Consider the following 19,957-nt stretch of genomic DNA (forward strand, 5'->3'; position numbering starts at 1 on the left):
GGCGTTATTCATGATCTGTGCGGCGCCAGGGCGATCAGCGGCCTATGGGCCGCTGGGGGAGGAGGTGCCGGTCGCGCTCGTGCCACCGGGGGCGGTTGTGCCAGGGGCCGCGGCGGCGCCGGGCGGGGGGCTGCTCGGCTGCTGGGCCAGAAGCGCGACCTTGGTGAAGCCGCCGGTCACGATCGTGCCCATGATCTGCATGATCTGGCCGTAGGAGATCGACTGGTCGCCGCGCACGAAGATGCGCCGATCGGTCTTGCCCTGCGTCACCTGCTGGAGCTTGGCCACCAGATCGGCCACGGCCACCTGATCGTTCTGGACGAAAACCTTACCTTCGGAATTGACCGAGATGGTGATCGGCGTGCTGTCGGTATTGACCGGATTGGCGCTCGTCTTCGGCAGATCGACATTGACGCCGGAGGTCATCAAAGGCGCCGTTACCATGAAGATGATGAGCAGCACGAGCATCACATCCACCAGCGGCGTGACGTTGATTTCCGCGAGCGGGCGGTAGCGGCCGCGCCGCCCGCCAGTGCCGCCGCCGATCGGGCCCATGGCCATGGTCAGGCTCTCTCTTCGGTCTGGCGCGAGAGAATCGCGCTGAATTCGGTGCCGAAAGCTTCGAGCCGGGCTGCGAAGCGGGCGAGATCGGTGCTGATCGCGTTATAGGCGAGCACCGCGGGGATCGCCGCGACAAGGCCGATCGCGGTGGCGAAGAGCGCCTCCGCGATGCCGGGTGCGACCACCGAGAGGTTGGTGTTGTGCATGGCGGCGATCGCGGAGAAGCTGTGCATGATGCCCCAGACGGTGCCGAAGAGGCCGACGAAGGGTGCTGTGGCGCCGACCGAGGCGAGGAAGATCATCCAGCGTTCCAGCCGCTCCATCTCGCGCTGGATCGTCATGTTCATCGCGCGGTCCACCCGCTCGCGCACGGCGGTATGGCCGATCTCGGCCCCGGCGACGCGCGCGGTGCGCCGCCACTCCCCCATCGCCGCGCCGAAGACGGCGGCCATCGGGTTGCCGGGCTTCTGCCCGTCCTGCTCGTAGAGATCTTCCAGGCTGCCGCCGGACCAGAAGCGATCCTCGAAGATATTGGCCTCGCGATTGGCGCGCCGCAGGCTGGACCATTTTTCGAAGATGATCGCCCAGACCCAGATGCTGGCCGCCAGCAGGGCGAGGATCACCAGCTTGACGACGATATCGGCTTGCAAAAACAGGCCCCAGAGCGAGAGGCTGGCACCGGGTGCCGCCAACTGCGTGGCATTGACTGCCTGATCCAAATCACGAAACCCCTTATCTGTCGCCCGAAGCCCGGCTGCTCTCCGGGGCCTCGGCCATAGCCGTTAATGCCGCGCGCCATTCGGCCGGGATACGATCCGCTCGCCCGGTTTCCTGCCGCACGCTGACCAGCGTCACATCCACGATCACCAGCACCTCATCGCCGCGCCGCACCGTCTGGCGCAGCGTGGTGGAGGCCCCGCCGACCGCCCGGGGCGTGGTTTCGACCACCAGCCAGTCATCGAGCCGCGCAGGGCGCTGATAATCCAACTCGGCGCGCCGCACCACGAAGATCATGCCGTGTCGCAGCATCATCTCGGAATGGGGCAGGCCCATGGCACGCAGGGCTTCCGTCCGCGCCCGCTCGGCGAAGCGCAGGTAGCTCGCGTGATAGACGATGCCGCCGGCATCCGTATCCTCGAAATAGACGCGCAGGCCGTAGCGATGCGCGGCGGCGCCAGCGCCGGCGCCTGCGCTGGGGGGCGGGGCGGCAGGTGCGGTCATGCGCCTTCCTCCGGGCTGCGCGGGGCGAAGAGATCGGGCGCCGCCATGGGGCTTGCCGGCGGCGGCGTGAGATCGAGATGCCGCCACCCCGGCTCGCCCAGCATGCGCCCGCGGCTGGTGCGGAGCACGAAGCCCTCCTGGATGAGATAGGGTTCTATGACATCTTCGAGCGTATCCCGCGCTTCCGCGAGTGCGGCGGCCAGCGTCTCGACGCCGACGGGCCCGCCGGCATGATGCTCGGCGATACGCCTGAGATAGCGCCGGTCCATCGCGTCCAACCCCCGCTGATCGACTTCGAGCCGCGTCAGTGCCGCATCCGCGATCACGCGATCGACCGCCGCTTCCCCCGCGACGGCGGCGAAATCCCGCACGCGGCGGAGGAGGCGCCCCGCGATGCGCGGCGTGCCGCGGCTGCGGCGGGCGATCTCCCGCGCGCCATCCTCGGTCAGCGTGAAGCCGAGCAGCCGCGCCCCGCGGGCGACGATGATGGTGAGTTCCTCGGGCGTGTAGAGGATGAGCCGCAGCGGTATGCCGAAGCGATCCCGCAAGGGCGTTGCCAGCAAGCCGGAGCGGGTGGTCGCGCCCACGAGCGTGAACGGCGGCAAATCGATTCGTAGGGAACGCGCCGCCGGACCTTCGCCGATGACGAGATCGAGCTGGAAATCCTCCATCGCCGGGTAGAGCACTTCCTCGATCGCCGGCTGCAGGCGATGGATCTCGTCAATGAAGAGCACGTCCCGCGGTTGCAGGTTGGTGAGAATCGCGGCGAGATCGCCGGCCTTCTGGATCACCGGCCCCGAGGTCGCGCGGAAGCCCACTCCGAGTTCGCGCGCCACGATCTGCGCGAGCGTGGTTTTGCCGAGGCCCGGCGGCCCGTGCAGCAGCACATGGTCCAGCGCTTCGCCGCGCGCCCGCGCCGCCTCGATGAAGATGGCGAGGTTCTGCCGGCTCGCCTCCTGGCCGATGAAATCGGCGAGCGTCTGCGGGCGGAGGCTCGCTTCGCCGGCATCCTCGAAAGCACGGGCGGGGGAGAGCGGGCGCTCCTCCGTCTCCGCCTCGGGCGCGGAAGCCGCCGGCTTGCGGCCGCGGGGGCGGGCGGTCATCGCGCAAGCTCCCTGAGGGCGGCCGGGATGAGGGCCGCGACATCGGCCCCCTCGCCGAGCTTGGCCTCCGCCCGGCCGAGCGCGGCGAGAGCCTCGGGGCGCCGGTAGCCGAGGTTGACGAGGGCGGAAAGCGCATCCTCCATCGGCCCGGCGGCGAGCGGCGCGGGGGCTGCGATGCCTTCGGCGAGGGAGACGGGCAGCGGCAGGGCGCCCGCCTTCTCCTTGAGTTCAAGGGCGAGGCGGGCGGCGAGCTTGGGCCCGACGCCCGGGGCACGGCCGAGCGCCGCCCGGTCGCCGGCGGAAATCGCCCGCGCGAGATCATCAGCCGACAGCGCCGAGAGGATCGCGAGGGCCACTTTCGGCCCCACCCCCTGCACCGTCGTCAACAGCCGGAACCAGGCGCGTTCGGCATTGCTCGCGAAGCCATAGAGGGTGATCGCGTCCTCCCGCACGAAGGTCTCGATCAGCAGCCGCACCTCGGCCGGGGCCGGCGGCAGGCTGCCGAGCGTGCGGGACGAGGCCTGCACGAGATAGCCGACGCCGCCCGCCGTCTCGATCACGCAGTGCCCTTCATCCTGGGCGCTGAGGATGCCGCGCAGGCTGCCGATCATCCCCGGCCTCCCATCACCGCCGCGGCACTCCAGGCGCGGCGGCTGGCGCGATGATGGGCGTGGCAGATGGCGACCGCCAGCGCATCCGCCGCATCCGCCCGCCGCAGCGTCGCCCCCGGCAGCAGGCGGCGCACCATGAGGCCGACCTGGGTCTTGTCCGCGCCGCCGGTGCCGACGACCGAGAGCTTGACCGTCTTGGCGCCATATTCAGCGACGACGAGGCCGGCCACGGCGGGTGCGAGCAGCGCCACCCCGCGCGCATAGCCGAGCTTGAGCGTCGCCGTCGCGTTCACATTGACATAAGTCTCCTCGACCGCCGCCTCCTGCGGCCCGTGCTCGGCGATGAGGGCGAGGAGGGCGGCGTGCAGCGCCCGCAGCCGCTCAGGCACCGAGGCTTCGCCATCGGTCGTCACCACCCCGTCCGCGATATGGCGCAGGCGGTTGCCATCGGCTTCCACCACGCCCCAGCCGGTGAAGCGAAGCCCGGGGTCGATGCCTAAGATGCGGATCAAGGGTCGGGCGACATCCTGCGCGGGGCTTGAGGATCAGGCGGAGAGTTTCTGCAGAACCGATTCGGGCAGGTCGAAGTTGGCATAGACATTCTGCACGTCGTCCGATTCGTCCAGCACTTCGAGCAGTTTGAGCACCGAGCTTGCCGCTTCTTCATCCAGCGGCACGGTGGTGCGCGGCCGCCAATCGAGCTTTGCGCTCTCCGCCCCGCCGAAGCGGGCTTCGAGCGCCTCCTGCATGGCGACGAGGCTTTCCGGCGCGCCGGTGACCTCGTGCCATTCCTCGCTGCTCTCGACATTGTCGGCCCCGGCCTCGATCCCGGCTTCGAGCATGGCATCGGCCGAGGCGGCGGCCGCCGGATAGCGGATGACGGCCAGACGCTCGAACATGAAGCTCACCGAATTGGTCTCGCCGAGCGCCCCGCCGTGCTTGTTGAAGGCGGCGCGAACCTCGGAGGCGGTGCGGTTGCGATTGTCGGTCAGCGCCTCGACGATGACGGCGACGCCGCTCGGCCCGTAGCCCTCGTAGCGGATCTCCTCGTAATCATCCCCGCCGCCGCCGGCCGCACTCGCCTTCTTGATGGCGCGATCGACAGTGTCTTTCGGCATGTTCTCCTTGCGTGCGGCGAGGATCGCCGCCCGCAGCCGCGGGTTGGAGGCGGGGTCCGGCAGGCCCTGGCGCGCCGAGACGGTGATTTCGCGGATGAGCTTGGCGAATTGCCGGGCGCGGCGGGCATCCTGCGCGCCCTTGCGGTGCATGATGTTCTTGAACTGGCTATGGCCGGCCATGGCGAGGCTCCGGAAGGCAGGTGATCTCGTTTCGTGCGATGGTGTCTCCGCCAAGCCGGGCCGCGGCGTCAAGCGCCGTTACACCGCGGCGCCGGGCAGGCGAGACAAGGCGCAACCCGGTTGATCGCGGCGGACCGGCCGGTTCAGACCTGTCCGCATGTCCAGACGATCGGGTCTCGCCCCTCAGTAACTCCGCATGAGGCCGACGAGCCGGCCCTGCACGCGCACCCGTTCGGCCGGGAAGATCCGGCTTTCATGGCGCGGATTGGCGGGCTCCAGCGCCACCGAATTGCCCCGGCGGCGGAGACGCTTGAGGGTCACTTCCGCGTCATCCACCAGGGCGACGACGATCTGCCCGCTCTCGGCCGTTTCGGAGCGGCGGATGATGACGGTATCGCCATCCCAGATGCCGGCGTCGATCATCGAATCGCCTGCGACTTCGAGGGCGTAATGCTCCCCCGGGCCGAGCATGGCGACCGGCACTTCCAGGAAGGTCGAGGTATCGCGCAGCGCCTCGATCGGCAGGCCGGCGGCGATGCGGCCGTAGAGCGGCAACTGCACCGCCGAGGCTTCGACGGCGGTGCGCAGGCCGGGCAGGCGCGAAGTGAAATCGCCTTGGATGACGCGGGGGGCAAAGCCGCTTTCCCGCCTGCCGGGGGCGGCTGGCAGCGCGGGCGGGCCCGCGGGTGCGGAGAGGGGCGCCGGCTCCGCGCTCAGCGGGACGAGCGCGATCGCGGCCGGCGCTTGGCCCGGCAGGCGCAGCACTTCGAGCGCGCGGGCCTGATGGTGGCGACGGCTGAGGAAGCCACGCTCCTCCAGCGCCGAGATGAGGCGGTGGATGCCGGATTTGGAGCGGAGGCTCAGCGCCTCCTTCATTTCATCGAAACTCGGCGAATAGCCCGTCGTTTTCAGGTGACGGTCGATGAACATGAGCAGTTCGTGCTGCTTGCGCGTCAACATGCGGAACCCCTCGGGCCATGACAGGCGATGCCCCTGCCGCGCTTGCGCCGAAGCCTCGGAACGAGAACGGAGCGCAGACCTTGCCCTACGCTTCCGTAATGTTCAGGGATCGGATCACGAACAAAGCAGAAACCATTGGCGTTCTAGGGGTTAGCTCCGCGCCGCGTCAAGCGCGGCGTGCGGCGACGAGCGTGGTGAAGCGCCGCAGGCACCAGCAGCAGCCGGCCGGGGCAACCCGGCCTCGGGCTGCGCGCCGCTTCAGTCCTTATCGTCGTACGGATTGACGGTGCCGCGGAAATCGAGCCGGATCGGCGTTCCCGGCAAGTGGAAGATTTCGCGCAACTCGTTGATAAGATAGCGGCGATAATCCTCCGGCGTCGCTTCCGCACGCGTGCCGAAGACGACGAAGGTGGGCGGCCGGGCGGTTGCCTGCGTGACGTAGCGCAGCTTGAGCCGGCGCCCCTGCACCGTCGGCGGCGGATGGCGGCTGACGGCATCCTCGAACCAGCGGTTGAGCGCCGAGGTCGTCACCCGCTTGTTCCAGGTCTCGTAAACCTGGCGCACGGCGGGGAAGAGGCGGCGGAGATTGGCGCCGGTCAGCGCGCTCATGGTGACGACGGGAATGCCCTTGAGCTGGGCGAGGCTGCGCTCCAGCCGATCGGAGACCGCCTTGCGGGTCGCGTCGCGATCTTCCACCGCATCCCACTTGTTGAGGACGACGACCATGGCCCGGCCTTCCCGCTCCACGAGGCGGGCAAGCTGGAGATCCTGATCGTGCATGCCGTCCACCGCATCGACGACGAGAACGACGACCTCGGCGAAGCGCATCGCCTGCAGGCTGGCGCCGGTGGACATGCGCTCGATCTCGTCCTGCACGCGCGCGCGGCGGCGCAGCCCCGCGGTATCCACGAGTTCGTAGGCCCAGCCCTCGCTATCGGTCATCCGTAGCGTGATCGCATCGCGGGTGATGCCGGGCTCGGGCCCCGTCAACATCCGCTCCTCGCCGAGCAACTGGTTGACGAGAGTGGATTTGCCGGCATTCGGCCGGCCGAGGATGACGAGGCGGAGCGGCTTGCGCGGTTTGCCATCGGCGCCGAGGGCGTCTGCCTCCGCGGCCTCGGCATCCGGATCCGCGGCCGTCCCATCCTCGCCCGGCGCCGGGGGCAGCGCCTCGGCGATCCCGCTCATCAGCGCGCTGATGCCCTCGCCATGCTCGGCCGAGACCAGCAGCGGCTCGCCCAAGCCGAGCGCATAGGCATCGAGCGCATTGTTGAAGCCGGCCCGCCCCTCAGTCTTGTTGGCGATGAGCAGCACTGGCCGGCCGAGCCGGCGGAGCCAGGTGCCGAAATGTTGATCGGGCGGCAGGATGCCGGCGCGGGCATCGACCACGAAGAGGATGAGGTCCGCCTGTTCGAGGATCGAGGCGGCGCCCGCCCGCATGCGGCCGGCGAGGCTCTCGGGCGGCGCTTCCTCCAGCCCCGCGGTATCGGCGAGGCGGATCTTGCGGCCGCCCACCGTGCAGGTGGCCTCCAGCCGGTCCCGCGTGAGGCCGGGCTGATCGGCGACCAGCGCCTGGCGCCGCCCGACGAGACGGTTGAACAAACTGCTTTTGCCGACATTCGGGCGGCCGGCGATCACGACAAGCGGGGTTTCCATGCGCTAGGGGCAATACTGCCGGAGGCCGCCCGCGGTTAAGAGAAATATGGGCATGCGTGCCCGGCGTCGGCCGAGCTTGGCCGCGCGGCCAGACGGGGCAGCCCGCAATCCGCTGATCATAAGCGAGAAAGGTAACGGCATGAGCACGACGACAGGCGCGCAACGCCCGGCAGCCCCGGCGGTCGGCGGCGAGGGGCTGGTGCTCGCGGTGCTGCTCGCGGTGAGCTTTTCCCATTTCCTCAACGACACGATGCAGTCCCTCCTGCCGGCGATCTACCCGAACCTCAAGACGGCCTTCCACCTCAACTTCGTGCAGATCGGGCTCATGACCTTCGTCTTTCAGGTCACCGCCTCGCTCTTGCAGCCGCTCGTCGGAATGGTGACGGATAAGCGCCCGCAGCCCTATTCCCTGCCCGTCGGCATGGGCTTCACCATGTGCGGCCTGGTGCTGCTTTCGCAGGCGGCGAGCTTTTCGATGCTGTTGGTATCGGCCGGCATGATCGGCATCGGCTCCTCGATCTTCCACCCGGAATCCTCGCGCGTCGCCCGCGCATCCTCGGGCGGGCGGCACGGGCTCGCGCAATCGGTCTTCCAGGTGGGTGGCAATGCCGGCACCGCGATCGGCCCGGTGCTCGCCGCCTTCATCGTGGTGCCGCACGGGCAGGGCAGCATCATCTGGTTCTCAGGGATCGCGCTGCTCGGCATGGTGGTGCTCGGCGGCGTCGGGCGCTGGTATCAGCAGCGCATGGCGAGCGCCCGGCGGCGGCCGCGGGCAGCCATGCATCCGCATGACGCGCTGCCCCGCGCGCGGCTCGTCATCACCATGGCGATCCTGGTGGCCCTGGTCTTCTCCAAGTTCTTCTACCTTGCCAGCATCTCCAGCTACTACACCTTCTACCTCATCCATCGGTTCGGGCTGCCGGTGCAGACGGCGCAGTTGCTGCTCTTCGTCTTTCTCGGCGCCGCGGCGCTCGGCACCGTCTTCGGCGGGCCGATCGGGGATCGGATCGGCCGCAAGCTCGTCATCTGGGTGTCGATCCTCGGCGTGCTGCCGTTCACACTTGCGTTACCTTATGTCGGGCTGACAACGACGGTGGTGCTCTCCTTCATCATCGGCTTCGTGCTCTCCTCCGCCATGCCGGCGATGATCGTCTATGCGCAGGAGCTGGTACCCGGCCGCGTGGGGTTGATTTCGGGCCTGTTCTTCGGCCTCGCTTTCGGCATGGGTGGGCTGGGGGCGGCGGCCATTGGCGTCATCGCAGATCATTTCGGAATAGTAACCACATACGAAATCTGCTCCTTTCTCCCGGTGATCGGCCTGCTTGCGATGTTTCTGCCGCATATCAAAACCCCGCGCCCTGGCTGAGGCGGCACGGGGCCGCGCTCCGCTGATCTTGAAGAGAAATAAGGGATCGGCGCTGAAAAGCGCCGCAAACTCGGGGTTGATTGCCATATGATTGAGTGCTCTCTCTTGTCGCCGGTGGTCAGCATAGGAGATGGATCATATGGCTCGTGAAACGGCTCTCACGCCCAAGGCGCGGCGGGGCAGCGGGGTGGCGGGCTCCGCTAAGGCGCCGGCAGCGGCCAAGCCGCGTGGTATGGCCAAGGGCAGCAGCAGTGGATCGCGCGCCCGGGTAGGGCGTAGCCTAACCCCGGCCGCCCCGGCCTTCAGCAAGGAAGAACTCAAGCTGCGGGTCGAGAAGCTCGAGCGGGCGAATGCCACGCTCCGCGTGAAGAACAAGGAATTGCGCGTGGCTTATGTGGAAGCGGCCGAGCAGCTCGATTCGCTCACGCTGCGCCTGCAGAGCATGGAACGGCGGGCGGAACGCCAGGCGCGGCAGGAAGAGGGCGGGCAAGCGCCGGGTGCGCGTGGCGGCCGGGGGGAGCGGGGCGCCCGACCGCGGGCGAACCATGTCGCCGGCACCGATCAAAATTCCGCCGAGGGCGTCGGCTGAGGGCAGCGCGGCTCCGCCAGGCGGCGGAGCCGGCCGGCCGGTCATCAGCTGAAAGGCTAGGCTTCAGCCTCCTGCGGATCATGCGGCTGCTCGGCAGCCGGCCCAAGCGGCTCCGGCTGCTCCTCCGCCTGCTCTGCCGCGCCCGGCGGGCCGAGCGGCACCAGCCTGATCCGCTTGCCGCGGGCGGCAAGGGCGATCCGCCCGCTCTTCAGCGCCATCGCATCCTCGCCGAAAATCTTCCGCCGCCAGCCATGGGCGGCTGGGATATCGGGAGCATCTTCGCTCGCCAGACGGTCGATATCCTCGGCCGAGGCGAGAAGCTTGGGTGCCACGCCGTGCTCCTCGCTCTTGGCGGCCAGGAGCACGCGGAGCAAAGCGACGAGGCCGGGAGAGGGCCGCGGCCCATCCCGATCGGCGCGCGGGGCGAGCACGGGCAGCGCCGCCTCGGGCAGTGCGCGGGCCTCGGCGATGGCGGCGAGCAGGGAGGCGCCGCTCTTGCCCTCGGCGAAGCCGCGGGTGATGCCGCGGGCGCGCGCCAATGCCTCGGCATCCTCCGGGGCAAGGGCCGCGATTTCCGGGATCGCGTCATCCTTCAGCAGGCGGCCGCGCGGGATGTTCACGCGCTGCGCCTCCCGCTCCCGCCAGGCGGCGATCGCGCGGAGAACCGCCGCCTGCCGCCGGTTGCTCGGGCGGAGCTTGAGCTTCAGCCACATCGCCTCGGGGTCGGCGCGGTAGAGGGCAGGGTCGGCAAGGCCGGCCATCTCCTCCTCCACCCATTCCGCCCGCCCCTCGCGGGCGAGGCGCGCGAGGAGCTTCTCGTACACCAGGCGCAGATAGGTCACGTCCGCGGCGGCATAGGCGATCTGCGAGGGCGAGAGCGGCCGGGCCGACCAGTCGCTGAAGCGGTGGGATTTGTCGATCTGTGCGCCGGTGAGGGAGCCGACGAGCGAATCGTAGCCCACCTGATCGCCGAAGCCCGCGACCATGGCGGCGATCTGCGTGTCGAAGATCGGCCGCGGCGGGGCGCCGAACAGCAGCAGGAAGATCTCCACATCCTGCCGCGCGGCATGAAACACCTTCACCACCGCCGGATTGGCGAGCAGCGCGCCGAGCGGGGCGAGATCCAGCCCCTCGGCCTGCGCATCGATCACCGCGACATCGGCGCGGCCGCCGAGCTGGACGACGCAGAGTTCCGGCCAATAGGTGCGCTCGCGGATGAATTCGGTATCGATCGTGACGAAGGGCTCCGCCGCCAGGCGGGCGCAGAGGGCCGAGAGCGCCTCGTTATCCGAGATGAAGACGGGGGCGGGAAATTCGGTGCGGGGCGGGCGGGACATAGACCCTTTCTACCGGGGCGGGCTTGCCTGTCAAAGCCACGGCGGCCGTGCCCCCTTGCAAAAAACCGCGGTTCGGCCAATTCCCGGGCATAGCCCGCGCGCCGCGGGCGGGACAGCGCGCCGCTTCGGCGGCACGCTTCAGTGAACAGGAGTACACGTCATGCGATTGAGCACGAAATTCGGCAAGCTGCTGCCGGCGGCGGTTCTGGCCGGGGGGATGATGGCGGGCGGCGCGGCCTTCGCGCAGACCGCCTCCCAGCAAAGCCTCGACCAGGGGGCGACCACCGGCCTCGGCGCCCATCATCGCTTCACCAGCGTCGCCGCCGCCCAAGCCCATTGCCCGGGGGATACCATCGTCTGGTCGAATGGCGTGAACCTCACCTACCACGTGGTGCAGTCTCCCACCCAGGCCAAGGGCCGCGGCTTCTTCGCCTGCAAGATGGAAGCGGATACCGCGGGCTTCCACGAGGTGCCGTAACCGGCGCCCGCTCCGGCCGAGCACAGGAAAGGCGGCCTTCCCGGGCGGGAGGGCCGCCTTTTTGCTGTGCCTCGCGTCCCCTCGTCACGTCCCCGCCGGCCGCCCCGGCCTCCGGGCCTCGCGGCCAGCGCGGCGCCCGGTCAGACGCGGCGGCCTGACCGGGTGCTTTGCCTCTAACTGCCGACCACCTCACGCTCAGGCTTCCTGGCCGGGGTTTCCGCCGCCGGTTGCTTCTGCGCGGCTTCCGCATCCGCCTGCTTCCGCTCGGCGGCCGGCGCATGCTTCGCCCGCTGCCTCGTGCGGGCGCTGCCATAGCTCGGATCCAGCACCAGTTCGAAGAGCAGGAGCGAGCGGGCGGTGACGGCATAGGCGTGTTCGAAGGCGAAGAGCGGCTCCGCCTCGGCCGCCGCTTCCTCCTGGTTGGTGTCGATCAGCAGCCGCCACTCGCGGCCGCCCAGCACCTCGGGGAGCTGGAACTCCACCATGTCGTGATGCGCGTTGACGATGAGGAGCAGCGTCGCATCCCGGCCGCGCTGGTAGATGCCGGTTTCCTGCGCCCGCCCGTCGAGCAGCACGCCCATGCAGCGGGCATGCCCCTCGCCCCATTGCTCGTCGCTCATCTCCGTCGCGTCCGGCCCGAGCCAGGTGACATCCTTGAGGCCGAGCGTCTCGTCCCACTGGCCGTTGAGGAAGCGGCCGCGGGTGAGGAGGGGGAAGCGGCGGCGCAGCCCGGTCAGCCGGGCGGTGAAGCGGACGAGCGCATCGCGCCGCGCGCCCGGCTCCCAGTTCACCCAGCTGATCTCGTTATCCTGGCAGTAGGCGTTGTTGTTGCCGCCCTGGCTGCGCGCCATCTCGTCCCCCGCCAGCAGCATCGGCGTGCCCTTGGAGAGGAGGAGCGTCGCGAGCATGTTGCGGATCTGCCGGTCCCGCAGCGCATTGACCTCCGGATCGTCGGTCTCGCCCTCGGCGCCGCAGTTCCAGCTGAGGTTGTTGGAATGCCCGTCGCGGTTGTCCTCGCCATTCGCCTCGTTGTGCTTGTCGTTGTAGCTGACGAGATCGGCGAGGGTGAAACCATCATGGGCGGTAAGGAAGTTGATCGTCGCCCAGGGCTTGCGGCCGCGCCGGCCGAAGAGATCGGCCGAGCCCGTGATGCGGGAGGCAAGCTCCGCCATCTTGCCGTCATCCCCCTTCCAGTAGGCGCGCACGGTATCGCGGTACTTGTCGTTCCATTCGGCCCAGCCGGGCGGGAAGCCGCTCACCTGATAGCCGCCGGGGCCGCAATCCCAGGGTTCTGCGATCATCTTGACGGCGCTCAGCACCGGGTCCTGCTGCACCGCCTTGAGGAAGCCCGATTGCTCGTCGAAGCCATGCGGCTCGCGCGCGAGGATGGTGCCGAGGTCGAAGCGGAAACCATCGACATGCATCTCCGTCACCCAGTAGCGGAGGCTGTCCATCACCAGGCGGATGGCGGCCGGGTTCGAGAGGTTGAAGGTATTTCCGGTGCCGGTATCGTTGATGTAGTAGCGGGGCTGGTCCGGCATCAGGCGGTAATAGGTTGCGTTGTCGATACCCTTGAAAGAGAGGGTGGGCCCGAGCTCATTGCCTTCCGCCGTGTGGTTGTAGACCACGTCGAGGACGAGTTCGAGGCCGGAATCATGCAGCCGCGCCACCATTTCCTTGAACTCGGAATAGGCCGTCTCGGCGAATTGGGCGTAGCGGCGGGCAGGCGCGAAGAAGCCGAGGGTATTGTAGCCCCAGTAGTTGGTGAGGCCTTTTTCCACCAGGTAGCTGTCATCGACGAAGCGGTGGATCGGCAGGATCTCGATGGTGGTGACGCCGATCCGCTTGAAATGGCGCAGCAGCGGCGGGGAGGCGAGGCCGCGGAAGGTGCCGCGCGTCTCCTCCGGCAGTTCGGGATGCAGCTTGGTCAGCCCCTTCACATGGGCTTCGTAGATGATCGTCCGCTCCCAGGGCGTCGCCGGCGGGCGGTCCTGCCCCCAGGTGAAGGCCGGGTCGATCACCCGGCAGCGCGGCATGAAGGCGGCGCTGTCCCGCTCGTCATAGGAGAGGTCGGCATCCGCATGGCCGATCGTGTAGCCGAACAGAGCGGGGTTCCAGGTAATCTCCCCCACCACCGATTTCGCGTAGGGATCGAGCACCAGCTTGTTCGGATTGAAGCGGTGGCCGGCCTCGGGCTCGTAGGGCCCGTGCACGCGATAGGCGTAGAAGGTACCGGGCCGCAGATCGGGGATGAAACCGTGGTAGATTTCGTTCGTGTATTCGGGCAGCGGGATGCGCTCGATCTCCCGCTCGCCCGACTCGTCGAACAGGCAAAGCTCTACCTTGGTCGCGTTGGCCGAATAGAGGGCGAAATTGACGCCAAGCCCCGTCCATGTCGCGCCCAGTGGATAGGGCAAGCCCTCTCTGATCGTGCTGCCGTACATGCCCATCTCCATTGTGCCTCGCCTGCCTTGGGATGCAGCCGAGATGGGGATGCGAGGCGCAACTGCAATGAAGCGCGCCGCGCCTCAGCCCGAAGTTCCGCGGTAGCGCATCACTTTCAGCGCAGGGCCGGCCCGCAGGACGCGGGCGATCGGGAAGCGCCGGGCCCGGCCGGCGGCATCGTGGAAGCTCAGCTCGTCCCAAGCCGCGTCCGGCAGCGGCTGCTCCGGCACGCCGGAGACGAGGAAATAGGAGTCCGCGACGCCGTTCCAGGCCTGGACCAGTTCCACCCAGCGGCAGGGCAGGGTGATTTCGGCCGGCGCCTGGCCCGCCGCCTTGGCCGAGAGGGTGATCTCCCGCGCGGCCCAGCCGGAATCATTGTCCATCGACATTCCTCGCATGGCGGTTGCGGCCAGGATAGACGGGGCGGGCTGCCGCGGATATGGCGGCCGCCGGCGCGAGGCCTGCGATGCGGGCAGACGCGCCATCCCCAACTGCTGCCATGCTTTCTCCGCCCGCCCGCTTGACAGAGCGGCGGCGGCGCGGCCCTTGTTGCCGCCCCCAAAGGCGTTGTCGATCGTCAGGACCAGGCTCATGCATACCTATCGGACCCATCACTGCGGCGCGCTGCGCACCGCCGATGCCGGCACTACCGTGCGGCTTTCCGGCTGGGTGCACAGCAAGCGTGACCATGGCGGCCTGCTCTTCATCGACCTGCGGGACCATTTCGGCCTTACCCAATGCGTCTTTCCCGCAGGCTCCGAGGCTTTCGCGGCGGCGGACAGCTTGCGCGTCGAAAGCGTCATCACGATCACCGGCGAGGTGGTGCTGCGGGAGCCGGCGACCGTGAACCCCCGGCTGCCGACGGGCGGGATCGAGATCCGGGTGCGGAGCCTCGCCGTGCAGTCCGCGGCCGATGTGCTGCCGATCCAGGTGGCGGGGGATCAGACCTACCCGGACGAACTGCGCCTCAAATACCGCTTCATCGATCTGCGGCGCGAGCGCGTGCATCGCAACATCATGCTGCGCGCCGAGGTCATCGCCTCGCTTCGCCGGCGGATGACGGAGCAGGGCTTCGTCGAATTCCAGACGCCGATCCTGACGGCCTCCAGCCCCGAAGGGGCCAGGGATTTCCTGGTGCCGGCACGCAACCATCCCGGCAAGTTCTACGCGCTGCCCCAGGCGCCGCAGCAGTTCAAGCAGCTCGCCATGGTCGCCGGCTTCGACCGCTATTTCCAGATCGCCCCCTGCTTCCGGGACGAGGCGGCGCGGGCAGATCGTTCCCCAGGCGAATTCTATCAGCTCGATTTCGAGATGAGCTTCGTGACGCAGGAGGATGTCTTCGCGACGCTGGAGCCCGTGATGGCCGGCGTCTTCGAGGAGTTCGGCCAGGGCCGGGCGGTCACGCCCGCACCCTTCCCGCGCATCCCCTATGCGGAGGCGCTGCTGACCTATGGGTCGGACAAGCCGGACCTGCGCAACCCGCTCCGCATCACCGATGTGACGGGGCATTTCGCGGGCTCGGGCTTCGGGCTCTTTGCCAAGATCGCGGCCTCGGGCGGCATCGTCCGCGCGATCCCGGCGCCGGGGGCCGGCGGCAACCCCCGCAGCTTCTTCGACAAGCTCAATGAATGGGCACGCGCCGAGGGTGCAGGCGGCTTGGGCTATATCACCTGGGATGCCGAAGGGCCGAAAGGGCCGATCGCCAAGAATCTGGAAGCCGAGCGCGCGGCGGCGATCGCAGCCGACTGCGGCCTGAAGCCAGGCGATGCCGTGTTCTTCGCCGCCGGCAAGCCGGACGTGACGCCGAAATTCGCGGGCGCGGTGCGGACGAAGCTCGGCACCGAGCTTGGCCTCATCGAAGAGAACGCCTTCCGCTTCTGCTGGATCACTGATTTCCCGATGTATGAGCTGAACGAGGAGACAGGGCAGATCGATTTCAGCCACAACCCTTTCTCCATGCCGCAAGGCGGGCTCGAAGCGCTCAATGGTCAGGACCCGCTGACCATCAAGGCCTTCCAATACGATATCGTCTGCAACGGGATCGAGCTGTCCTCCGGCGCCATCCGCAACCATCGGCCGGATATCATGCTGCGCGCCTTCGAAATCGCGGGCTATCCGGCGTCCGAGGTCGAGGCGCGGTTCGGCGGCATGTTGCAGGCCTTCCGCTACGGCGCGCCGCCGCATGGCGGCTCGGCACCCGGGATCGACCGCATGGTCATGCTGCTCGCCGATGAGCCGAATATCCGCGAGGTCATCCTCTTCCCGCTCAGCCAGGGGGGCGAGGATCTGATGATGGGAGCGCCCGCCGAGGTGCCACCCGAGCGCCTCCGCGAGCTTTCGCTGCAAATCGTGCTGCCGCCCAAGGTGGTGAAGAGCTGAGGCGCGGCCGGCGAGGCGCGGCCGGGCGCGTCCCCGCCGGGCCTCCCGCTCGTCTCTTTTTGCAAATCGTTACCATCCTCGCCCCCCTGCTGCTCCCGGCCGGCTGTGGTGCTAGGCTGGCGGCTGCGATCGTGTATCGTTTCACCCAGGGGTAAAGTTCCCGCGTCCGGCGAAACCGGCCTCAGGGATCGAAGGGCCGGCGATGAGAAGACTGGGCATTGTGGTCGGGATGCTGGCGGAGGCGCGGATCGCCCGGGCCAGCGGCTGCGCCGTTGCGATCGGCGGCGGGCTGCCGCTCGGCGCGCGCCGCATGGCCGAACGCCTGGTCGCCGATGGCGCGACGGGGCTGGTGAGCTTCGGCCTCGCCGGTGGGCTCGATCCGGCGCTGAGGCCTGGGGCGCTGGTGGTGCCGCGCAGCGTGATCTACGGCGGCAAGGAACTCCCCTGCGATCCGGTGCTGCGAGAAGCGATCGGCGGCGGCGCGGTCGGGATCGAGCATATTCTGGCAGCCGAGAGCGTGATCGCTTCGGCGGCCGAGAAGCGGCGGCTGTGGGAGACGACGGCGGCCGGCGCGGTCGATCTCGAAAGCGGCGCGGTCGCCGTGGTCGCCGCGGCGGAGGGGATTCCCTTCCTCGCCCTCCGCGCCATCTGCGACCCTGCGGGGCGGAATCTGCCGCGTACGGCGGTCACGGCGCTCGACGAGGCGGGGCGGATCGCGCCGATGAAGATGGCGGCCAGCCTCGCCCGCCATCCGCGCGACATCTTTGGCCTCATCGCGCTCGGGCGGGATGCCGCCCGGGCGCGGCGCGCCTTAATCCGCGGCGCCGAAAGCCTCGCTGCCTTTGCTGCGGGTGACGCGAACCTTCGCCGGACCTTTGGCCTCTAGCTCGCGCATCTTCTCTTCGACATGGCGGGAGAAGACCTCGTAATCGGCCGGGCGCTGCCGGTCGAGCGGGATCTCCTTGGCCATCGCGCCCTCGGTCTTCGGGCCGCGGAAGGCGACCGCGGCCATCTTGATCGGATGGCGGATCGCTTCCATCACCGCTGTCGCCTCATAGCCGGAATGGACCATGCAGTCGGCGCATTTTTCATAATTGCCGGTGCCGTATTTGTCCCAATCCGTCGTCGCCATCAGCTCGGTGAAGGTCTTGGCATAGCCCTCGCCGAGCAGGTAGCAGGGGCGCTGCCAGCCGAAGACGTTGCGCGTGGGCTTCCCCCATGGCGTGCAATGGAAGGTCTGGTTGCCGGCGAGGAAATCGAGGAAGAGGGCGGACTGGTTGAACTTCCACTTGCGGCCCTTCCCATAGCGGAAGATGCCGCGGAACAGCTCCTTGGTCTTCTGCCGGTTGAGGAAATGCTCGCGATCCGGCGCGCGCTCATAGGCGTAGCCGGGGGAGATCATCACCCCGTCGATCCCGAGGCCCATGGCATCGTCGATGAAGCGGCCGACGCGCTCGGGCTCTGCACCGTCGAACAGCGTCGTATTGATGCAGAGGCGGAAGCCGCGCTTCTTGGCGTCCTGGATGGCGCGGGTCGCGACATCATAGGTGCCTTCCTGGCTCACCGCATGGTCATGCATCTCGCGGTCGCCATCGAGATGGATATCCCAGGCGAAGTTCTTGTGCGGCTTGTAGAGATCGATCTTCTTCTCGAGCAGCAGGGCATTGGTGCAGAGATAGACGAACTTGCCCCGCTTCAGCAGCCCTTCGACGATCTGCGGCATCTCCTTGTGCAGCAGCGGCTCGCCCCCGGCGATGGCGACGACCGGTGCGCCGCACTCGTCCACCGCTTCCATGCATTCCTCATAGGAGAGGCGCTGGTTGAGGATCGGTGCCGGGTAATCGATCTTGCCGCAGCCGTTGCAGGCGAGGTTGCAGCGGAACAGCGGCTCGAGCATCAGCACCAGCGGGTAGCGCTTGCGCCCCATGAGATGCTGCTTGACGACATAGGCGCCAACGCGGATCGCCTGGTTGAGTGGAACACCCATCAGTGGTCAGCCCCTCTATCTTTAAGCGACGTCAGCGACTTCGGGCGGCAGGCGGAAGCGCACGTCTTCCGGCACGCCTTCGAGCAGCCCGACCTCGACCTCGCCAAAGCGGCGCAGGCCGGTCAAGACATTTTGCACCAGGACTTCCGGTGCGGAAGCCCCGGCGGTGACGCCGACGCGGGCGACGCCTTCGAACCATTCGGCACGCAGGCCCTCCTCATCGTCGATCAGGTAGGAGGGGCAGCCCAGCTCCTCGCCCAACTCGCGCAGGCGATTGGAGTTCGAGCTATTGCGCGAGCCGACGACGAGGATGACATCGACCTGGCGCGCGAGATCCCGCACCGCCTGTTGGCGGTTCTGGGTCGCGTAGCAGATATCGCGTACATCCGGCCCCATGATGCTCGGGAACCGCTCCTGCAGCGCCTGGATGATGCCGCGGGTATCGTCCACCGAGAGCGTCGTCTGCGTGACATAGGCGAGCTTCTCGGGGTCGGCGACATCGAGCGCCGCCACATCCTCGACCGTCTGCACCAGATGCACCTTGGCGGGGATCTGGCCGACCGTGCCCTCTACCTCGGCGTGGCCGGCATGGCCGATGAGCACGATCTCACGGTCCTGCGCGGCGTAGCGGCGGCCCTCGGCATGCACCTTGGCGACCAGCGGGCAGGTGGCGTCGATCACCGGCAGGCCGAGGGTCACTGCCTCGTCCTGCACCTTCTTGGCGACCCCGTGGGCGGAGAAGACCGTGATGGCGCCCTCCGGCACCTCGTGCAGTTCGTCCACGAAGACGGCGCCGCGCTGGCGGAGGTCTTCCACGACGTGGCGGTTATGCACGATCTCATGCCGCACATAGATCGGCGGGCCGTATTTCTTCAGCGCACGCTCGACGATATCGATCGCGCGCACCACACCGGCGCAGAAGCCGCGCGGCTGAGCCAGGAGGACAAGCATGCTGTCTGGTCTTCTCCAATTCGTCGGGCAGGCATTCGCGCGGTTCGCGAGCCGCGGGAAAACCCTCATCGCCCGCACTTCATTCATACCAGCGGATAAGCAATTGGCCGGGTAAGAGCAAGGTTTTGCTGCATTGCGCCGTGCGGATCACGCAAGCCTGTCTTGGCGGCAGGGCTTGCCCGGTGCGCCGCACACTTGTTTTCAACTTCCCGTTCTTTACAAGGCCGTTCCATCGCGGCCCGCTTGCCCCCGATCGGGGGCGCCGCCGCCCCCATGGAAAGCCCGGGGGCGGACCCCAGATAGCCTGCCGAGACGATACTGGCGCGGCAAGTGGCGCAGGTGAAACATGGAAGGTGGCACATTGCCCCAAAGGATTGGACATATGGCCTCTCGGCGGATGGTCATCGCCGCGCTCGGCGCGGCCGTGCTGCTTCCGGCCCGAGGATGGGCCCAGGCGGCCCAGGGCTCCCCGATCGCCCCGATCGAAACCCTTAACCAGGCGCTGATCGCGGTGATGAAGGCGGGGGACGGCACGCCTTTCGCCAAGCGCTACCAGATGCTCGCGCCGGTCGTGGACCAGGTCTTCGATCTGCCGCGGATTCTGCGCTTTTCGGTGGGCGCCTATTGGGGCACGCTGCCCCCGGCGCAGCAGCAGAAGCTCCTGCAGGTCTTTCGCAGCTTCATCGTGGCAACCTATGTGGCGAACTTCCATAGCTACAACGGCGAGGTGTCGAAGGTCTCGCCCACGACGCGGAGCGTGGGCCAGCAGGTCGTCGTCACCAGCGCGCTGGCCAAGCCCTCGGGTGACGACCTGCGAATCGACTATGTCATGGGGCAGACGCCGAGCGGCTGGAAGATCCAGGACATCCTGCTCGACGGCACGATCAGCCGCGTCGCCGTGCAGCGCTCCGATTTCGCCTCGCTGCTCTCGGCCGGCGACGCATCCAGGCTCATCGCCAGCCTGGAGCAGAAGGTCGCGACGCTTTCCTCCGGTGCCATCACCTCCTGATCCAAG

The 19,957-nt window shown here is 68.3% G+C and carries 19 protein-coding genes and 1 pseudogene; 6 read left to right on the forward strand and 14 right to left on the reverse strand.

From position 1 onward, the window contains the following. Positions 1 to 42: 42 nt before the first annotated feature. From tolR to der, 9 genes are all read right to left on the reverse strand, one after another. Positions 43 to 555 (reverse strand): protein TolR, encoded by a 513-nt coding sequence (gene tolR, locus ACYQ7X_RS06750; RefSeq protein WP_459696405.1) that lies wholly within the window; start codon positions 553 to 555, stop codon positions 43 to 45. 8 nt (positions 556 to 563) lie between these two features. Continuing rightward, positions 564 to 1,280, reverse strand: a complete 717-nt coding sequence (gene tolQ / locus ACYQ7X_RS06755) for a protein TolQ (protein ID WP_459696146.1) — start codon at positions 1,278 to 1,280, stop codon at positions 564 to 566. Between the two features lie 13 nt (positions 1,281 to 1,293). Beyond that, a complete protein-coding gene (gene ybgC / locus ACYQ7X_RS06760) occupies positions 1,294 to 1,782 on the reverse strand; it encodes a tol-pal system-associated acyl-CoA thioesterase (protein WP_459696147.1) in 489 nt (162 codons plus the stop codon). Further along, positions 1,779 to 2,885, reverse strand: coding sequence for a Holliday junction branch migration DNA helicase RuvB (gene ruvB, locus ACYQ7X_RS06765; RefSeq protein ID WP_459696149.1), 1,107 nt, complete (start codon positions 2,883 to 2,885; stop codon positions 1,779 to 1,781). Before ruvB ends, ybgC begins: the two co-directional genes overlap by 4 nt. Beyond that, entirely contained in the window at positions 2,882 to 3,496 is a 615-nt protein-coding gene (ruvA, locus tag ACYQ7X_RS06770; protein ID WP_459696150.1) for a Holliday junction branch migration protein RuvA, read from the reverse strand. Before ruvA ends, ruvB begins: the two co-directional genes overlap by 4 nt. Then, positions 3,493 to 4,008 (reverse strand): crossover junction endodeoxyribonuclease RuvC, encoded by a 516-nt coding sequence (gene ruvC / locus ACYQ7X_RS06775; RefSeq protein WP_459696151.1) that lies wholly within the window; start codon positions 4,006 to 4,008, stop codon positions 3,493 to 3,495. Before ruvC ends, ruvA begins: the two co-directional genes overlap by 4 nt. 33 nt (positions 4,009 to 4,041) lie before the next feature. Continuing rightward, positions 4,042 to 4,794 carry a YebC/PmpR family DNA-binding transcriptional regulator gene (locus ACYQ7X_RS06780; protein ID WP_459696152.1) on the reverse strand — a complete coding sequence of 251 codons (753 nt, stop codon included), beginning with the start codon at positions 4,792 to 4,794 and terminating at the stop codon, positions 4,042 to 4,044. Between the two features lie 183 nt (positions 4,795 to 4,977). Then, positions 4,978 to 5,754 carry a transcriptional repressor LexA gene (lexA, locus tag ACYQ7X_RS06785; protein ID WP_459696153.1) on the reverse strand — a complete coding sequence of 259 codons (777 nt, stop codon included), beginning with the start codon at positions 5,752 to 5,754 and terminating at the stop codon, positions 4,978 to 4,980. Positions 5,755 to 6,012: 258 nt separating this feature from the next. Next, a complete protein-coding gene (gene der, locus ACYQ7X_RS06790) occupies positions 6,013 to 7,410 on the reverse strand; it encodes a ribosome biogenesis GTPase Der (RefSeq protein WP_459696155.1) in 1,398 nt (465 codons plus the stop codon). A gap of 139 nt (positions 7,411 to 7,549) precedes the next feature. On the opposite strand from der, the gene ACYQ7X_RS06795 reads away from it, so the two are divergent. Both ACYQ7X_RS06795 and ACYQ7X_RS06800 read left to right on the forward strand, forming a co-directional pair. Next, positions 7,550 to 8,776, forward strand: coding sequence for an MFS transporter (locus ACYQ7X_RS06795; protein WP_459696156.1), 1,227 nt, complete (start codon positions 7,550 to 7,552; stop codon positions 8,774 to 8,776). A gap of 139 nt (positions 8,777 to 8,915) precedes the next feature. Continuing rightward, the gene (locus tag ACYQ7X_RS06800) at positions 8,916 to 9,365 is read left to right on the forward strand and encodes a hypothetical protein (protein ID WP_459696157.1); all 450 of its coding nucleotides are present in this window, start codon (positions 8,916 to 8,918) and stop codon (positions 9,363 to 9,365) included. 155 nt (positions 9,366 to 9,520) lie between these two features. On the opposite strand, the pseudogene rnd reads toward ACYQ7X_RS06800, so the two are convergent. Continuing rightward, positions 9,521 to 10,702 (reverse strand): annotated as a pseudogene (rnd, locus tag ACYQ7X_RS06805) (ribonuclease D); the annotation flags it as partial. Positions 10,703 to 10,862: 160 nt separating this feature from the next. Between rnd and ACYQ7X_RS06810 the strand changes: the two are divergent. Next, a complete protein-coding gene (locus tag ACYQ7X_RS06810; RefSeq protein WP_459696158.1) occupies positions 10,863 to 11,180 on the forward strand; it encodes a hypothetical protein in 318 nt (105 codons plus the stop codon). 173 nt (positions 11,181 to 11,353) lie between these two features. On the opposite strand, the gene glgX is transcribed toward ACYQ7X_RS06810, so the two are convergent. Both glgX and ACYQ7X_RS06820 read right to left on the reverse strand, forming a co-directional pair. Next, entirely contained in the window at positions 11,354 to 13,636 is a 2,283-nt protein-coding gene (glgX, locus tag ACYQ7X_RS06815; protein WP_459696160.1) for a glycogen debranching protein GlgX, read from the reverse strand. A gap of 72 nt (positions 13,637 to 13,708) precedes the next feature. Beyond that, entirely contained in the window at positions 13,709 to 14,008 is a 300-nt protein-coding gene (locus ACYQ7X_RS06820) for a hypothetical protein (protein WP_459696161.1), read from the reverse strand. Positions 14,009 to 14,216: 208 nt separating this feature from the next. Here ACYQ7X_RS06820 and aspS point away from each other — a divergent pair, with 208 nt between their 5' ends. Together aspS and ACYQ7X_RS06830 are read left to right on the forward strand one after the other, a co-directional pair. Further along, positions 14,217 to 16,004, forward strand: coding sequence for an aspartate--tRNA ligase (aspS, locus tag ACYQ7X_RS06825; RefSeq protein WP_459696163.1), 1,788 nt, complete (start codon positions 14,217 to 14,219; stop codon positions 16,002 to 16,004). Positions 16,005 to 16,206: 202 nt separating this feature from the next. Further along, complete coding sequence (locus tag ACYQ7X_RS06830; protein WP_459696164.1) at positions 16,207 to 16,890, forward strand: phosphorylase family protein; 684 nt, start codon at positions 16,207 to 16,209, stop codon at positions 16,888 to 16,890. Here the strand turns inward: ACYQ7X_RS06830 and hpnH are convergent. Both hpnH and ispH read right to left on the reverse strand, forming a co-directional pair. Further along, a complete protein-coding gene (hpnH, locus tag ACYQ7X_RS06835) occupies positions 16,816 to 17,991 on the reverse strand; it encodes an adenosyl-hopene transferase HpnH (protein WP_459696165.1) in 1,176 nt (391 codons plus the stop codon). The two genes, ACYQ7X_RS06830 and hpnH, sit on opposite strands and share 75 nt — an antisense overlap. A gap of 21 nt (positions 17,992 to 18,012) precedes the next feature. Then, positions 18,013 to 18,942, reverse strand: a complete 930-nt coding sequence (ispH, locus tag ACYQ7X_RS06840) for a 4-hydroxy-3-methylbut-2-enyl diphosphate reductase (protein ID WP_459696166.1) — start codon at positions 18,940 to 18,942, stop codon at positions 18,013 to 18,015. 382 nt (positions 18,943 to 19,324) lie between these two features. Here ispH and ACYQ7X_RS06845 point away from each other — a divergent pair, with 382 nt between their 5' ends. Continuing rightward, complete coding sequence (locus ACYQ7X_RS06845) at positions 19,325 to 19,951, forward strand: ABC transporter substrate-binding protein (protein ID WP_459696167.1); 627 nt, start codon at positions 19,325 to 19,327, stop codon at positions 19,949 to 19,951. Positions 19,952 to 19,957 lie beyond the last annotated feature (6 nt).

Source organism: Acidisoma sp. C75 (assembly GCF_054665095.1).

Coding starts and splice junctions, on each gene's coding strand:
- ispH (WP_459696166.1), bottom strand. CDS start 18,942: ATGCTTGTCCTCCTGGCTCAGCCGCGCGGCTTCTGCGCCGGTGTGGTG.
- tolR (WP_459696405.1), bottom strand. CDS start 555: ATGGGCCCGATCGGCGGCGGCACTGGCGGGCGGCGCGGCCGCTACCGC.
- aspS (WP_459696163.1), top strand. CDS start 14,217: ATGCATACCTATCGGACCCATCACTGCGGCGCGCTGCGCACCGCCGAT.
- ruvB (WP_459696149.1), bottom strand. CDS start 2,885: ATGACCGCCCGCCCCCGCGGCCGCAAGCCGGCGGCTTCCGCGCCCGAG.
- ACYQ7X_RS06810 (WP_459696158.1), top strand. CDS start 10,863: ATGCGATTGAGCACGAAATTCGGCAAGCTGCTGCCGGCGGCGGTTCTG.
- lexA (WP_459696153.1), bottom strand. CDS start 5,754: ATGTTGACGCGCAAGCAGCACGAACTGCTCATGTTCATCGACCGTCAC.
- ACYQ7X_RS06800 (WP_459696157.1), top strand. CDS start 8,916: ATGGCTCGTGAAACGGCTCTCACGCCCAAGGCGCGGCGGGGCAGCGGG.
- glgX (WP_459696160.1), bottom strand. CDS start 13,636: ATGGAGATGGGCATGTACGGCAGCACGATCAGAGAGGGCTTGCCCTAT.
- ACYQ7X_RS06820 (WP_459696161.1), bottom strand. CDS start 14,008: ATGGACAATGATTCCGGCTGGGCCGCGCGGGAGATCACCCTCTCGGCC.
- ruvA (WP_459696150.1), bottom strand. CDS start 3,496: ATGATCGGCAGCCTGCGCGGCATCCTCAGCGCCCAGGATGAAGGGCAC.
- ACYQ7X_RS06795 (WP_459696156.1), top strand. CDS start 7,550: ATGAGCACGACGACAGGCGCGCAACGCCCGGCAGCCCCGGCGGTCGGC.
- der (WP_459696155.1), bottom strand. CDS start 7,410: ATGGAAACCCCGCTTGTCGTGATCGCCGGCCGCCCGAATGTCGGCAAA.
- ACYQ7X_RS06780 (WP_459696152.1), bottom strand. CDS start 4,794: ATGGCCGGCCATAGCCAGTTCAAGAACATCATGCACCGCAAGGGCGCG.
- ybgC (WP_459696147.1), bottom strand. CDS start 1,782: ATGACCGCACCTGCCGCCCCGCCCCCCAGCGCAGGCGCCGGCGCTGGC.
- ACYQ7X_RS06830 (WP_459696164.1), top strand. CDS start 16,207: ATGAGAAGACTGGGCATTGTGGTCGGGATGCTGGCGGAGGCGCGGATC.
- hpnH (WP_459696165.1), bottom strand. CDS start 17,991: ATGGGTGTTCCACTCAACCAGGCGATCCGCGTTGGCGCCTATGTCGTC.
- ACYQ7X_RS06845 (WP_459696167.1), top strand. CDS start 19,325: ATGGCCTCTCGGCGGATGGTCATCGCCGCGCTCGGCGCGGCCGTGCTG.